Origin of the sequence: Streptomyces sp. NPDC006655 (assembly GCF_040703965.1) — a bacterium.
Classification (GTDB): domain Bacteria; phylum Actinomycetota; class Actinomycetes; order Streptomycetales; family Streptomycetaceae; genus Streptomyces.
Genome location: NZ_JBEYJU010000004.1, coordinates 27,862 through 42,154, shown reverse-complemented (window position 1 = coordinate 42,154; position 14,293 = coordinate 27,862). Strand labels below are relative to the sequence as shown.

Here is a 14,293-nt window from a genome sequence, read left to right as displayed (position 1 = left end):
CCCTCGCCGGCGGCCCCTCAGCCGCGTGCGGTCGCAGTGAGGTTGCGCATCAGGATGCTCTTCACCAGGCGGAGTTTCGCGAGCTGAGCGTGACGCACGCCCCTTTCCCGGCTCAGCATGGCGACACGTCCGGTGAACTCCTTCCGAGCCGCCGGGGCGGGTACGGGTATTTCCACGTCGAGCAGCCTTGCCGGACTCACCAGGCGCAGGTCGTCGTCGGACCGTGCCACGGTGTACACGGTTTCCTGTGTTTCGGGCAGCATCAGCCACGCGACCAGGTAATCCGCGGACAGACGGCCGGTCTCGGGCCTGATGCACAGGACGGCGGGGCTGCACGTCGCCTCCCCGGCTCCGCCTCGCCACTCAGCAGCACGGAAGGACCGTCCTGTCGCATCTGCGGGAGCGAACAGGACGTCGCCTGGCAGCAGTGCCTTCGGCAGTCTCGGCCCACGTGGTGACAGCCCGGTGTCGGAGTTCTGCCGGACCCGCGGTGCGAGGACCCGCGGTGCGAGGACGCGCTCGGTCAGGTCCGCCGGACGGAGAACCGGTATCCCGGGGCGGTCCCCCACGCTGGTGGCGATGGCGGGCCGGACCAGTTCAGCCACCTCACGCAGCGGCACGAGCCGTGCCCGGCCCGGCTCGTCGGAGTCTGCCGCGGCAAGCAGCGCGAGCAGTTCCTCGACATCCAGTTTGGCGAGCTCCCCCTCGACGTCCTTCTCGGCCTCGATCAGGTCGTGCACCACGTCGGCGATCACGGTCCGGTCGGCGAGGAGGTGTGCGCCGTCGGCCATGACCTCCCATGCGCTCCGCCGGGACCAGGGGTAGGTCGGTGCCGGACCGGTCCCCGTCGTCTCCTGCAGCTGCTGCTCGATCTCCCGGAAGGACAGTCCGTACTTCTCCCACCAGTTCTCATAGGCACGGACCAACTCCTGGCGCCGGCTCCGCTGAAGGTCCTCAAGTCTGCGCCGCAGCCCCTGGGCAAGGATGTCGAGTACCGTCCTGCGCTCCCCGCCGCCGACGGCCAGGGCGGCTCGGGCCCCGGTGAGCCGCTCCAGCGCGCCGTCTTCGAGGCGGCGGACCGCGGCGGAGGCCCGCGCACGCTCACGCCTCAGCTGAGCCAGTGCCGCCCGCTCCTCCTGGCGCACGCCATCCGTCTCCTGCGCCGGGGACGCGCCGCCGCTCTCGTCCTCCTCCCGGTGGTCCTCGTCCAGCCGGGCGCTGAGTTCCTTCCAGCGCTCGTCGAGTTCGGCCTTCAGCGCATCCGCCGCCGCCAACTCCGCCAGAAAGGCCGGTGCGACGGCGGCCACGAGCCGGTGCTGGTACGCCGCACGCCGCTCCTCAGCTGTCGGCCGGCGCAATGCACCGGTTCTCGGGTCGGCCCCCGGCGCGAGCTGTGTCCCGACCTCCGCCATCCAGCCGTCGAGTACCCCCGCGAACCCTCTCTCGGCGAGCGCCAGCAGGTCGTACCTGGCCTCGCGCCACCAGTCCGTCACCGCGCCCGTGAGGGCGGACCAGTCGAGGAGCCCGACTCCGTCGAGGTGGGTCACGAAGGACTCGACCAGCGACTCCCGCGCGGCCCACAACGCCGCCCGGCGCCGGGCCGACAGCGGACCCTCCGGCCGCTCGGCGACGGCGGCCAGTGCCTCCAGGTGTCCGGCCTCCACCTCCCACCACTCGCCGAAGGCAGCGCCGAGCCGCTCCTCCCGCGGGGCGGCCAGCTCGGCGAACCAGTCGGTGTCAGGCCGCTGCGCCTTCGGCAGGAAGTCGACGTACTCCGGATCGGCGGGAAGACGCTCCTCGAAGAGGTCGGTCAGTGCTATGCCGTAGGCGTCGAGCAGGTACCGCTTCGCCTCGATCTCCGCGCGAGGCACACCGCCCACCAGATGCGCCCGCACGTCCTGCGGCTCCGGAGGCGGCGTGCTGTCCACATAACGGCGGACGTTGAGGTTGTCGTCGTTCGCCCGGAGTTCCGCACGGCTGACCAGACGCGAGAGCCCCGGCACTTCCGCGAACGCGTGGCAGACGGACGTGATCTTCTCGGACTGCTCGGCCAGCAGCACGTTCTGCGTGCGCTCCGCACGGAATTCGCGGTCTGCGTTGATGAACAGAACCTTGCCCGCGCGAACTGGGTCCTTCTTCCCCGGCGGGCGCAGTACCAGGACACAGGCCGACATGCCGGTGCCGTGGAAGAGGTTCGGGGCGAGGCCGATCACCGCCTCGATCGTGTCGTCGTCCAACAGCTTCGTGCGTACCGCCCGGTCCCCGCCGCCCCGGAACAGCACACCGTGCGGCACAACCGTGACGACCATGCCGCCCCGGCCCTCCCGCCGGGTCTCCCACAGCATGTGCTGGACGAACATCAGATCCGCCTTGCCGCGCTCGCCTGTCGCTCCGTAAGCGGCGCGCTCCCCGGGGTAAGCCAGGTCGCTCAGCGTGTAGTCCGTGGCGAAAGGCGGATTGCTGAGCACGCCGTCGAACCGGTCCGCGTCCGACGTCGGCACATGTGCCGGCGCGGCGAGTGTGTCCCCGGTACGAAGGTCGAAGCGGCGCGCCCCGTGGAGGACCAGGTTCACCGTCGCCGTCGCGCAGGACCCGCTGTTGGCGTCCTGGCCGGCGAAGAACATGTCCGAGGCGTCGCCACCGTGCTCTTCCACGTACTCCTTGGCGGCGATGAGCATTCCGCCCGAGCCCACACAGGGATCGTAGATCCGCATGCCCGGCTCTGGTGCCAGCAGGTCCACCATCATCCGGACCACCGGACGCGGTGTGTAGAACTCGCCGCCGGCACGGCCTCCCGAATCGGCGAACGCCTTGATGAGGTACTCATAGGCGGCGCCCATGACGTCCGGGGACTCGACGTCACGTGTGCTCAGCCGGACGCGGTCGAAGTGCCCGATGAGCAACTTCAACCGCTGGTCGGCACGCGCGGCCGAGGACCCGCCGAAACCGCCGATACGGCCGAAGTCGAGGTGGCTGAAGAGCCCCTGGAGCGTGGGGTCCTGTCCTTCCAGCGCCTGCAACGCCGGATGCAGCCAGTCCTCGGCGATGTCGTGCGTGGCGGAGGATATCTCTGCCCAGCGGGCAATTCTGGGTACGAAGAGCACACCGCGTTCGCGGTACGCCGACTCGTCTTCGAGGAGGTCGGCCAGTGCCCCGCCGGTGAGACCGAGTTCTGCGGCCGCGTACTCCGCGATCGCCTCACGCGCCGCGTCGAACTCGTCGTTGGCCCCCTTCAGAAACAGCAGGCCGACGATGTAGTCCTTGTACTCGGAGGCGTCCATCGCGCCCCGGACGATGTCGGCGGCGGCGAAGAGGTGCCGCTCCAACTGGGTGAGCGTGAGCTTGGCCACGAACGGCTCCCTACGACCTGAAGTGGTGTCAGTACGAGGTGATTCCGAGTCCCTGTTCCACGAACTCGTGGACATCGGTGTACGGGTCCCGATTGACGAGCGCCACATGGTCGCCGTGCTGCGCGTTCATCTGAAGGGCGTTTCTCCTGGCTTCCGGATAGCGGCCGACCACCTGGTGCGGCAGCACCAGCTTGATGTCGGCCCCGTCCTTCGGATCCCTGGCGAAGGGCAGTCGCGTCACAACCTGTCCGCAGGACCCGCTGAAACTGCCGGTGACGGCCTTGTGGTGCAGCAGACGCCAGACCTCGAAGCACGGGTGGGAGAAAGCGACCCGCACTCCTCCCTCACGAGCCTGCTTCAACGCGGTCTCGATGCCGTCGTGTTGATCCCGGTCAAAGAGACACCAGACCTGCGGCCAGAACTTTCTCTCCAAGCCGCTGCGCTTGGCCGTCCGCCGCTCGGTGTCCATCAACTCAACCGCGGCCTCGACGAGTTTGAGGGGCTTACGCCGGGAGCCGGGGGCGTTGGCATTCGCGATCCGCACGTCGACGGTCGGGGCGTACCCCTTGATGATCTCGATGTACGACGGTTCGGTGACCAGTCCCTCGGAAAAGACGTGGACGATCCTCCTGCGCCGTCCGCGGCCGTGCGCGGGCCCCAGCGATTCCCTCCCCTTCGCCCTCCCCATCAGCTCTGCCCCGCCCCGTCCTGGCCCCGGTCGGCGAGCAGTCGCCGGGCGATCTGGCCCTCCAGGAGGTCTGGAACCGCGCCGAAGGCGCCCGCCAAGTACGACTTCATCAGGTCCTCTTCCCTCCCCGGGGACGCCGCGGTCAGCGGGTACAGCTCGGTCGCCCCGTCCGCATCCTTCTCCGTCAGCCACACCTGGCCGGGTTCAAGCAGTCGGCCGCCGCTCGGCGTCGTGAGGACCGTCGGGTCGTGCGACGTGAAGACCAACTGAGCGCCGTCGGGATTGGCGTACGGGTCGTTGAAGAGCCGGACGACTTCGGCGGCGAACCGCGGATGCAGGCTGGCGTCCAGTTCGTCGACGAGCAGCACGGCTCCCTCGTCGAGCGCCAGGAGCAGCGGGCCCAGAAGGGCGAACCAGGACCGGGTGCCGAGGGACTCGGTCCCCCAGTCGAGGGCAGCCTCACCAGCGGCCGAGCGGTGCACGAGCCTGACGGTCGACCGGCCTCTGCCGTCGTCCACCACTTCCGCCCCCGTGATGCCGAGGTCGGCCACGCGCAGGAGGTCCTCGATGCGGCGGGCTCGGGCTCCCAGAAGTTCCCCGCGGGTGAACGCCTCGCGCTGGTCCCGTTCGACCTCCGGATCGATCAGCCACAGGTTGCGGCGGAACCAGCGGAAGAGGGGCGAGAGCTGCGGATGGTTGTCGGTCCCTGCGGTGGAGAGCAACAGGGCGTTGGGGCGGGTTCGCCGGGCGAGCTGCGCACGGTCCTTGACCCGGTTTCCCGGCCAGTCGTAAGCCTCGGCGCGAGAGGCGTCCCGGTCCAGCCAGACCTGGCGGTGTCCGCGCGGGTAGCTGTGCAGCCATTCGGCTTCCACGCGGCTGCCGCCCAGCTCGAATCCGTACGTCCAGCGGACCCCGTCCAGGAGCAGGTCCACTTCGAAGAAGCTCGGTTCCTCGTTCCCCTTGGGATCGAGCGCGAAGACCGAGCGTGGCACACCGTCGTACGAGGCCCAGCGGGCATAGGAGTCGAGCACCGCGCTCCGCATGTCCACGAGGGCCGCGAGCACGTTCGACTTGCCGGAGGCGTTGGCACCGAAGATTCCGACCAGCGGAAAGACACCGATCGACCGGCCGCCTGCCAGAGTCACGGGACGGGCGGGAAACTGCTCCTCGCTCTCAGGCGTCGAGGAATCCTCGGACGTCACGAAGGACAGCTCCTGCTCATCGCGCAGGGAACGCACGTTCGCGACACGGAACCTCAGCAGCACGCTGTCCTCCTCTCCTGTCTCAGCGTAGTCGCCCGATCGGACGGACCGCCCCGTCGGCCTGGCTGACCTCAGGGAACATACCCGGCGCGGCCGGTGCCCCGTGGCCGAACGAGTGATCGCGGTGCGCGGAAGCGGACGTTCACGGCCAGGCAACGGTCAGCGCCCGCACCGGCCGCCCTCTTACCGAGATCTCATCCATCCACAGGCTGCGCCAAGGATCGGCACAGCCGCCGCCCATCGGCCGCCCACAGGGTGGGATGGTGACATCTGCCACCGATCCCGTCCCCCGTTCACCCGTGTCCCCCGACTGGGGCCCGCCCACGGCGACCGCCGCGGCACCCCCAGCGGCCACCCCCGCGGACTCCCTGCCGGACCGGGCACCGCGCTGGTCGCTGCCCGCGTTGATCGCGATCCTGGTCCTGGCGGCGGTGCTCTACTGCTGGAACCTCTCCGGTTCCGACATGAACACCTTCTACAGCGGCGCCGTCTGGGCCGGTACGAAGAGCTGGAAGGCATGGTTCTTCGGTTCGCTGGACCCGGGCAACTTCCTGACCGTCGACAAACCGCCGCTCGCCACCATGGTGATGGGCCTGTCCAGCCGGATCCTCGGCTTCGGCACGTGGCAGATGATGGCGCCGATGATCGTGCTGGCGCTCGCCACGATCGCCATCCTGCACGCCACCGTGAAGCGGGTGTGGGGCCACGGCGCGGCGACCGTCGCCGCGCTGGTGCTGGCGCTGACCCCGATCACCGTCGCCATCAACCGCGACAACAACCCCGACACCCTCCTGGTCTTCCTCATGGTGTCGGGCGCGGCGCTCGCGTTCCGCGCCACCCGTGACGAGAGGCTGCTGCCACTGCTCGGCGCGGCGGCGTGCTTCGGTCTCGCCTTCAACACCAAGCTCCTCGCGGGCTGGATCGCGCTCCCCGCCGTCTTCGCGCTCTACCTGTACGCCTCGCGGGCCCCCTGGGTGAAACGGATCGCCAACCTGCTGCTCGCCGCGGTCGTCCTGGCCGTCTCCAGCTTCTGGTGGGCGATCGCCGTCTCCCTGGTCCCGGCCTCCGACCGGCCGTACATCGGCGGCTCCACGGACGGCTCCGCCTGGGACCTGATCATGGGGTACGACGGTCTGGGCCGCGTCTTCGGCGGCGAGGGCAACGGCGGGGGCGGGGGTGGCGGAGGCGGCGGCTTCTCCGGTTCCGCGGGCCTCGGCCGGATGTTCAACGACATCCTCGGCGGCCAGATCTCCTGGCTGCTCCCCTTCTCGGGCATCGCGCTCGTCGCCGGTCTGGTGCTGTGCGGGCGCGCCCCGCGCACCGACCTCAGGCGGATGGCGCTGGTCCTGTGGGGCGGCTGGACCCTCCTGCACTACGTGATCTTCGCGACCGCGCAGGGCACCATGCACCCCTACTACACGACCGCGCTCGCCCCCGGCATCGCGGTGCTGTGCGCCGGCGGCGGCGTGATGATGCTGGACGCGTTCCGCGCCGACAAGCGGTGGGCGTGGGTGCTGCCCGTCGCCTTCGGGGTCACCGGCGTCTGGGCGATCGTGCTGCTGCGCCGGGCCTCCGGCTGGAACACCTGGCTGTGGCCGACGGTCGGCGTGCTGACGGCGGCCGGCATCGTGGGCATGATCCTCTTCCGGTCCGGCAACAGGGCCCGGCTGCTCGCGGCCTCGCTGGCGGCGGCCGCGGTCGCGGCGCTGGCCGGTCCGACGGCGTACGCGGCGACCCTGCCGTTCGGCAGCGGCAGCGGCGGGGGCATGCGCGGCGGCACGAACCCGACCGCGGGCCCCTCGACGGGCAGCGGCTTCGGCGGTGGTCCCGGCGGGGGCGGCGGCAACCGGGCCGGGGGCTTCCCGGGCGGCGGCGAGCTGCCGGGCGGTACGCGGCGGGGCGGTACGCAGCAGGGCGGCGGGAACGGCCAGGCCGGCGGTGAGATGGGCGGCGGCTTCCCGGGCGGTGCGAACGGCGAGGCCCCGAGCGGTGCGAACGGCGGCTTCCCGGGTGGCGGCACCGGGCAGACGACGCCCGGCGGCGGTTCCGGTGAACTCCCCAGCGGCGGCACCGGCAACGGCGAGCTGCCCGGTGGAGCGGGCGGCACCGGCGAGTTGCCCGGTGGCGGTACCGATACCGGCGGCACCCGAGGTGGCTTCGCCGGCATGGGCGGCGGTGGCGGTATGGGTGGCGGTGCCGACAGCGAGCTGATCGCCTACCTGAAGAAGCACATGGACGGCGCCACCTGGCTGCTGGCCGTCTCCAACTCGCAGTCCGCGGCGCAGATCGAGCTCAGCGCGCGGGAGCCGGTGATCTCCATGTGGGGCTTCACCGGGTCCGACAAGGCGATGACGGTCGCCAAGCTGAAGGAACTGGTGAAGTCGGGCAAGCTGCACTACATCCAGGTCGGCGGCAGCGGCATGGGCGGTGGCATGGGCGGCAACAACAGCGTCAGCTCCGCGGTGACCTCCTGGGTGGAGAAGCACGGCACCGCGGTGAAGGAGAGCGCGTACAGCAAGAGCACCAGCTCCTCTTCGAAGACGGGCTCCTCTTCGAAGACGTCCACGCAGAGCAACACGTCGACGCTCTACCGACTGGACCCCTCGGACGTCAGCTGACCACGGCCCTGTGCGCGCGGGTCCCGGTCGTACTACTTCCCTCACACAGGTGCAGTCGATCTTGGAATCGGGCGTGTCCTGGTGATCGCCCAGGAGCATGGGGGCACCCCGGCGGTTCCGCCGGGGTGCCCCAACTCCCTTTTCCGGAGCGTCCCGTGAAGCTGCGTACCTGGTCCCTCGCCGCCGCCCTCGCCCTGACCGCCCTGCTGCTCCCCGCCGGGACCGCGTCCGCACACGCGGCCGCCGCGCCCTCCTGTCCGGACGGCTCGGTCTGCTTCTGGAGCGATGAGGGCTTCGGGGGTGATTACTGGGAGTGGACGTCCCGCAGCGGCTACCGCGACATGCCACCGAACCTCCACGACAACGTCGGCTCCTTCGTCGCCGCCACCCGCGCCTGCTTCGTCAACTGGGACCCGCAGGAGAAGCGGGACGTCTACAACGGCGACTGGCGCTCCCAGTACGGCGGCGACTTCGGCGGCCGCATGGACGGCGTGGGGCCGGGGGCCTGCTAGGCCCCCAGGTGCGTCGGTGCGAACATCCGCAGCAGGGCCGGGAGTACGACCACGGACGGGCCCGGTTCCGCGAGGGCCTTGGCCAGGTCCGCCGCCAGGGTTTCCGGGGTCGTGCGGACCCCCGGTACGCCGAAGGACTCCGCCAGGGCCACGTAGTCGGGGCGGGTCAGTTCGGTCGCCGTGGGCTCGCCGAAGGCGTCGGTCATGTACTCGCGGAGGATGCCGTAGCCGCCGTCGTCGACGATGAGCCAGGTGACCGGGAGGTCGTACTGCCTGGCCGTGGCCAGTTCGGCGATGGAGTACAGGGCGCCGCCGTCGCCGGAGACCGCCAGCACCGGGCGGGTCGGGTCGGCGGCGGCCGCGCCCAGGGCCGCCGGGAAGCCGTAGCCGAGACCGCCGGCGCCCTGCGCCGAGTGCATCAGGTTCGGGGCCTCGGCGTCGAACGCCGACCACGCCCAGTACGCCAGGATCGTCATGTCCCAGAAGGACGGGGACCCGGCGGGCAGGGCCTGGCGGACCGACGCCAGCACGTCCTGTTCGAGGGTGAGGTCCTGCGCGGCGATGCGGGCGGCGACCTTGTCGAGGAGGGCGCGCACCCGGTCGGGTGCCGTCGCGTCCGGGCGCGGCGCCACCGTCTCCAGCAGCGCCTGCAACGCCAGCCGCGCGTCCGCGTGGATGCCGAGGGCCGGGTGGTTGGACTCCAGTTTGCCGAGGTCCGCCTCGATCTGGACGACCCGGCCGCGCGGCCTGAACGTGTGGTAGTTGGAGGAGAGTTCGCCCAGGCCCGAGCCGACCACGAGAAGGACGTCGGCGTCCTCCAGGAAGTCCGTGGTGTGCCGGTCCTCCAGCCAGGACTGGAGGGAGAGCGGGTGGTGCCAGGGGAACGCGCCCTTGCCGCCGTAGGTGGTGACGACGGGGGCGTTCAGCGTCTCGGCCAGCTGCCGCAGCTTCCCCGCGGCGTCCGAGCGTACGACCCCGCCGCCCGCGATGATCGCGGGGCGGGCGGCGCGGGAGAGCAGGTCCGCGGCCACGGCGGTCAGTTCGGGGCGCGGCGGGAGTTCCTCCGGGGTCGCGTCGACCGCGGTCACCACCGGGACGGACGTCTCGGCGAGGAGGACGTCCTGCGGGATCTCCACCCACACCGGGCCGTGCGGGGCGGTCAGCGCCGACTTCCAGGCCGCCGCGATCGCGGACGGGATCTGAGACGGGGTGCGGACGGTGTGGACCGACTTCACCACGCCCCGGAACGAGGCGGACTGGTCCGGCAGTTCGTGCAGGTAGCCGTGGCGGCCGCCGCCCAGTCCCGCGGTCGGGACCTGGCTGCTGATCGCCAGCACGGGCGCGGAGGCGGCGGCCGCCTCGTGCAGCGCGGCCAGCGAGGTCAGCGCGCCGGGGCCGGTGGAGAGGAGCAGCGGGGCCGCCTCGCCGGTGATCCGGCCGTACGCGTCCGCAGCGAAGCCCGCGTTGTTCTCCACCCGCAGGCCGACATAGCGCAGCGAGGAGCGGCGCAGCGCGTCGAACATGCCGAGGGCGTGCTGGCCGGGCAGTCCGAAGACGGTGGTCGCGCCGAGCCCGGCCAGGGTCTCCACGACCAGGTCCCCGCCGTTGCGACCGGCGGGAGGGTCGAGGGCTGCGGCCGTCTGCGCCTCGGTCGGGCGGAGCACCAGGTCGTGGTCGTGGGTCACTGGGAGCGCGCCTCGGCAATCTGTCGGGTCATGATCGTGGTCAGTTCGTACGCGGTGTGCGAGGCCGCCACCGAGGTGATCTCCGCGTGGTCGTACGCGGGGGCCACCTCGACGACGTCCGCCGACACCAGGTTGCAGGAGGAGAGTCCGCGCAGGATCTCCAGCAGCTCCCTGGAGGTCATGCCACCGGCCTCGGGCGTGCCGGTGCCGGGGGCGTGGGCCGGGTCCAGGCAGTCGATGTCGACGGAGACGTACAGCGGGCGGTCGCCGATGCGCTGCCGCAGCTGGTCGGCGACCTCGTCGGCACCTCGGCGGTAGATGTCCGCCGAGGTGACGATGCCGAAGCCCATCTTCTCGTCGTCGGTGAGGTCCTGCTTGCCGTAGAGGGGGCCGCGGGTGCCGACGTGCGAGAGGGCGGAGGTGTCGAGGATGCCCTCCTCCACGGCGCGCCGGAACGGCGTGCCGTGGGTGTACTCGGCGCCGAAGTAGGTGTCCCAGGTGTCGAGGTGGGCGTCGAAGTGGAGCAGCGCGACCGGGCCGTGCCGCTTCGCGACGCTCCTCAGCAGGGGCAGGGCGATGGTGTGGTCTCCGCCCAGCGTCATCAGCCGGGCACCGGTGCCGAGCAGTTCGTCGGCCGCCGCCTCGACGGTCTCCACGGCCTCGTTGATGTTGAACGGGTTCACCGCGACGTCCCCGCCGTCCGCCACCTGCGCCAGCGCGAAGGGGGAGGCGTCCTGCGCGGGGTTGTACGGACGCAGCAGCCGGGACGCCTCGCGGATGGCGTTGCCGCCGAAGCGGGCGCCCGGCCGGTAGGAGACACCGGAGTCGAAGGGCACGCCCACGACCGCCACGTCCGCGCGGCCCACCTCGTCGAGGCGGGGCAGCCGGGCGAAGGTGGCGGGACCGGCGTACCGGGGGACGCGGGAGGAGTCGACGGGACCGCGGGGCGTCACGTTGCCACTCATGGGGTGCTGCCTTCTTTCCTGCGCTTCGTCGCGCATGTACCGCTATGCACTGCTTCCTTTACGACCTTACTGGTGGGCCGGGACCGGTTCGGACACGGGTTCGGGAGTACCCCGGCCGGCGAGCCGCTCCCGCCAGTTCGCCAGCACGGCCTCGTCGGTCGGCCTGGTCGCCAGGGAGACGGCGACGTAGGCGACGAGGGAGGAGAGGAGGCCGTAGTAGACGGGCTCGTTGGCGAGGATGCCGTACCCGGCCATCAGGCCGATCACCGCGAGGCCGCCGACGACCACGGCGGCGAGGGCGCCGTGGACGGTGCCGCGCTTCCACAGCAGCCCGCCGAGGATGGGCACCAGCAGACCGCCGACGAGCAGGTTGTACGCCACGGTGAGCGCCTCCACCACGTTGTTGAGCGCGATGGCCGTGCCGATCACCCCGAGGCCCATGACCAGGATGAAGACCCGGTTGCCCCGCACCTCGTCGTGGTCACCGGACCGCGCCTTCCCGCGCAGCCGCGACCAGATGTCGTTGTTGGCCACGGTGGCGCAGGCGATCAGCGCGCCGGATGAGGTCGACATCACCGCGGCGAGCGCCGCGGCCAGCACCAGCCCGCGCACGCCGACGGGGAGTTCGTCCTTGACGATGGTGGCGAAGGCGTCGTCCGCGCTGCCCAGCTTCGGGTACAGCACCTTGGCCGCCGTCCCGATGACCGCTCCGGCGAGGGCGTAGACCAGACAGTAGGTGCCGGCGACCGTGCCGCCCCAGCGCGCCGTCGTGTCGCTGCGCGCCGTGAACACCCGCTGCCAGATGTCCTGCCCGATGAGCATGCCGAACGTGTAGATCAGCACGTAGGTGAAGATCGTCTCGCCGCCGATGCCCAGCGGGTCGAAGTACGACGTCGGCAGCTTCGCCCTCATCTCCGAGAAGCCGCCCGCCTTCACCACCGCGATGGGCAGCAGGAGCAGCAGCACGCCGATCGTCTTCACCACGAACTGGACCATGTCCGTCAGCGTGATCGACCACATGCCGCCGAGCGTCGAGTACGCGACCACGATCGAGCCGCCGATGACGATCGCGACGGTCCGGTTCATGTCGAACAGGACGTCGAAGATGGTGGCGTAGGCGATGGTGGAGGTGACGGCGAGCATCAGGGTGTACGCCCACATGACCACGCCGGAGATGACCCCGGCCCGGCCGCCGTAGCGCAGGTCCAGCATCTCGGAGACGGTGTACACCTTGAGGCGGGCGATCCGGGCCGAGAAGAAGACGGAGAGGGCGAGCAGGCCCAGGCCGATGGTGAAGACCATCCAGGCCCCGGACAGCCCGTACCGGTAGCCCAGGCCGACCCCGCCGATGGTGGACGCGCCACCGAGGACGATCGCGGCCATGGTGCCGGAGTACATGGCGGGCCCGAGCCGGCGTCCGGCCACCAGGAACTCGCTCTTGGACCTGGCGCGGCGCATGCCCCACCAGCCCATGGCCAGCATCCCGGCGAGATAGAGCACGATCACTGTGTAGTCGACGGCCATGGGACCTCCCTCGAATCGTGTGCACGGAGTCGGACGACGTGCCACGACACTAGGTGGCCGGAAAGCGACTGCGAAGTGTACGTTTCATCCATTCGAGCCGTCCGGGACGGAGGAAACGCACACCATGCCGGATCCCACGGTTCCCCCCACGCCCGGCGTGCCCCTCGCCGCCCTCCTGACCCGCGAGGACCTCGCCCTGCGCCGGATCGCCGGACCGTCCGACCCGTCCCTCGTCGTGCACGCGGCCCACACCTCGGAGATGGCCGACCCGTACCCGTACCTGCTGGGCGGCGAGCTGCTGCTGACGGCCGGGGTGCACATCCCGGAGACGGCGGACCCCGGGACCTACTTCGACGGCTACGTCTCCCGGATCGTCGCGGCGGGCGGCGCCGCCCTCGGCTTCGGACTGGCCCCCGTGCACGACACGGTCCCGGCGGCCCTCGCCGCCGCCTGCGACCGCCACGGCCTGCCGCTGCTGGAGGTCCCGCCGGGGACCCCGTTCACCGCCGTCGCCCGCGCGGTCTGGCAGCTGCTGGCCCAGGCCCGCCTGGCCGAACTGCGCCGGGTCACCGACGCCCAGCAGAGCCTCGCGGCCGCCGCCTCCCGCCCCGACCCGGTCCCCGCGGTACTGCGCCAGCTGGCGGTCCGACTGGGCGGCTGGACGGCCCTGTACGGCCCGGAGGGCACGGAGATCGCGTCGGCGGGCCGGGAGCCGGAGCCGCCGGTGCGCGACGCACTCGCCGAGCTCGCGGAGGTCGTACGCCCGTCCGGCCCCGGCACCCCCACCTCCGCGACCCACGCCACCGCCGGCACCCACCTCGCCGCCTACGCCCTCGGCACCGGCTTCGCCCTCGGCGTGGCCACCCCGGCCCGCGAACCGGGCGACCACACCATCGCCTCGGTGGCCACGGTCCTGCTCACCCTCCTCACCGGCGAACAGCAGACCGGCTCGGGCGCGGCCCGCACTGCGGCGCTGGTACGGCTGATGCTGGGCAGGGCACCGGACGAGGTGGCACCTCTACTGGGCGGAGACGGCAACTGGTTGGTGGTGGAGGCCTGCCAGAACGACCGACGGGACCGTCCCTCCCCAGGGGCGCGGGGAACTGCGCGACAAGCCCCCACGCACCCGCTCCCGCCAGACCTCCTGGCCGCCACCGCGCTGGGCGCGACGCTCGGCTCGCCCCTCATCGACCCCGGAGGGGATACCACCCGCATCCTGCTCCCGGCGGACCGCACCCTCGAACCCCAGCCCGGCTGGACCCTCGGCGTCAGCGCCCCCGTACCCGCACAGCACCTGCCGACCGCAGCCACGCAAGCGGCCCGCGCCCTCGCCCGCGCCCGGGCGACCCGCACCCCTCTGCTGAGGCACGGCAGCCACCCCGGCCTCGCCGAACTCGTCCCGAGGGAAGAGGCCCAGGCCCACGCCCGCACCCTCCTCGCCCCCCTCGCTGAGCACCCCGCCCTCACCGAGACCCTGCGCACCTGGCTGTCGCTGCACGGCAGTTGGGACCGCACCGCGGTCGCCCTGGCCGTCCACCGCAACACCGTGCGCCAGCGCATCGCCCGCTGCGCGGCCCTCCTCGGCACCGAACTCGACGACCCGGACGTGCGGATGGAGCTGTGGTTCGCCCTGGGTCAGCAGTGACGCACGTCCCAGCGGACGATACGCAGGGGAACCGCACCGCCGGC

Annotated in this window: 9 protein-coding genes; 3 read left to right on the top strand and 6 right to left on the bottom strand. The window is 71.5% G+C overall.

Annotated elements, in window-relative coordinates; genetic code table 11:
• Positions 1–17: 17 nt before the first annotated feature.
• The 3 genes from AB0958_RS03255 to AB0958_RS03245 form a co-directional block, all read right to left on the bottom strand.
• A complete protein-coding gene (locus AB0958_RS03255) occupies positions 18–3,350 on the bottom strand; it encodes a class I SAM-dependent DNA methyltransferase (protein ID WP_366888575.1) in 3,333 nt (1,110 codons plus the stop codon).
• Positions 3,351–3,378: 28 nt separating this feature from the next.
• The gene (locus AB0958_RS03250) at positions 3,379–3,975 is read right to left on the bottom strand and encodes an RloB family protein (RefSeq protein WP_366888700.1); all 597 of its coding nucleotides are present in this window, start codon (positions 3,973–3,975) and stop codon (positions 3,379–3,381) included.
• A 62-nt stretch (positions 3,976–4,037) separates the two neighbouring features.
• Positions 4,038–5,303 (bottom strand): ATP-binding protein, encoded by a 1,266-nt coding sequence (locus tag AB0958_RS03245; RefSeq protein WP_366888574.1) that lies wholly within the window; start codon positions 5,301–5,303, stop codon positions 4,038–4,040.
• Positions 5,304–5,563: 260 nt separating this feature from the next.
• Between AB0958_RS03245 and AB0958_RS03240 the strand changes: the two genes are divergently transcribed.
• Complete coding sequence (locus AB0958_RS03240; protein WP_366888699.1) at positions 5,564–7,918, top strand: glycosyltransferase family 39 protein; 2,355 nt, start codon at positions 5,564–5,566, stop codon at positions 7,916–7,918.
• Positions 7,919–8,073: 155 nt separating this feature from the next.
• Entirely contained in the window at positions 8,074–8,430 is a 357-nt protein-coding gene (locus AB0958_RS03235; protein ID WP_366888573.1) for a peptidase inhibitor family I36 protein, read from the top strand.
• Here the strand turns inward: AB0958_RS03235 and AB0958_RS03230 are convergent.
• From AB0958_RS03230 to AB0958_RS03220, 3 genes are all read right to left on the bottom strand, one after another.
• The gene (locus AB0958_RS03230) at positions 8,427–10,115 is read right to left on the bottom strand and encodes a thiamine pyrophosphate-binding protein (RefSeq protein WP_366888572.1); all 1,689 of its coding nucleotides are present in this window, start codon (positions 10,113–10,115) and stop codon (positions 8,427–8,429) included. The genes AB0958_RS03235 and AB0958_RS03230 overlap by 4 nt on opposite strands.
• Positions 10,112–11,080, bottom strand: coding sequence for an agmatinase (gene speB / locus AB0958_RS03225; RefSeq protein ID WP_366888571.1), 969 nt, complete (start codon positions 11,078–11,080; stop codon positions 10,112–10,114). Before speB ends, AB0958_RS03230 begins: the two co-directional genes overlap by 4 nt.
• Positions 11,081–11,146: 66 nt before the next feature.
• Entirely contained in the window at positions 11,147–12,604 is a 1,458-nt protein-coding gene (locus AB0958_RS03220) for a sodium:solute symporter (RefSeq protein WP_366888570.1), read from the bottom strand.
• Between the two features lie 124 nt (positions 12,605–12,728).
• Here AB0958_RS03220 and AB0958_RS03215 point away from each other — a divergent pair, with 124 nt between their 5' ends.
• A complete protein-coding gene (locus AB0958_RS03215) occupies positions 12,729–14,249 on the top strand; it encodes a helix-turn-helix domain-containing protein (protein WP_366888569.1) in 1,521 nt (506 codons plus the stop codon).
• Positions 14,250–14,293: the final 44 nt, after the last annotated feature.

What these genes read in the sequence shown, in the direction of transcription:
- speB (WP_366888571.1), bottom strand. Translation starts at nt 11,080, where the DNA reads ATGAGTGGCAACGTGACGCCCCGCGGTCCCGTCGACTCCTCCCGCGTC.
- AB0958_RS03220 (WP_366888570.1), bottom strand. Translation starts at nt 12,604, where the DNA reads ATGGCCGTCGACTACACAGTGATCGTGCTCTATCTCGCCGGGATGCTG.
- AB0958_RS03215 (WP_366888569.1), top strand. Translation starts at nt 12,729, where the DNA reads ATGCCGGATCCCACGGTTCCCCCCACGCCCGGCGTGCCCCTCGCCGCC.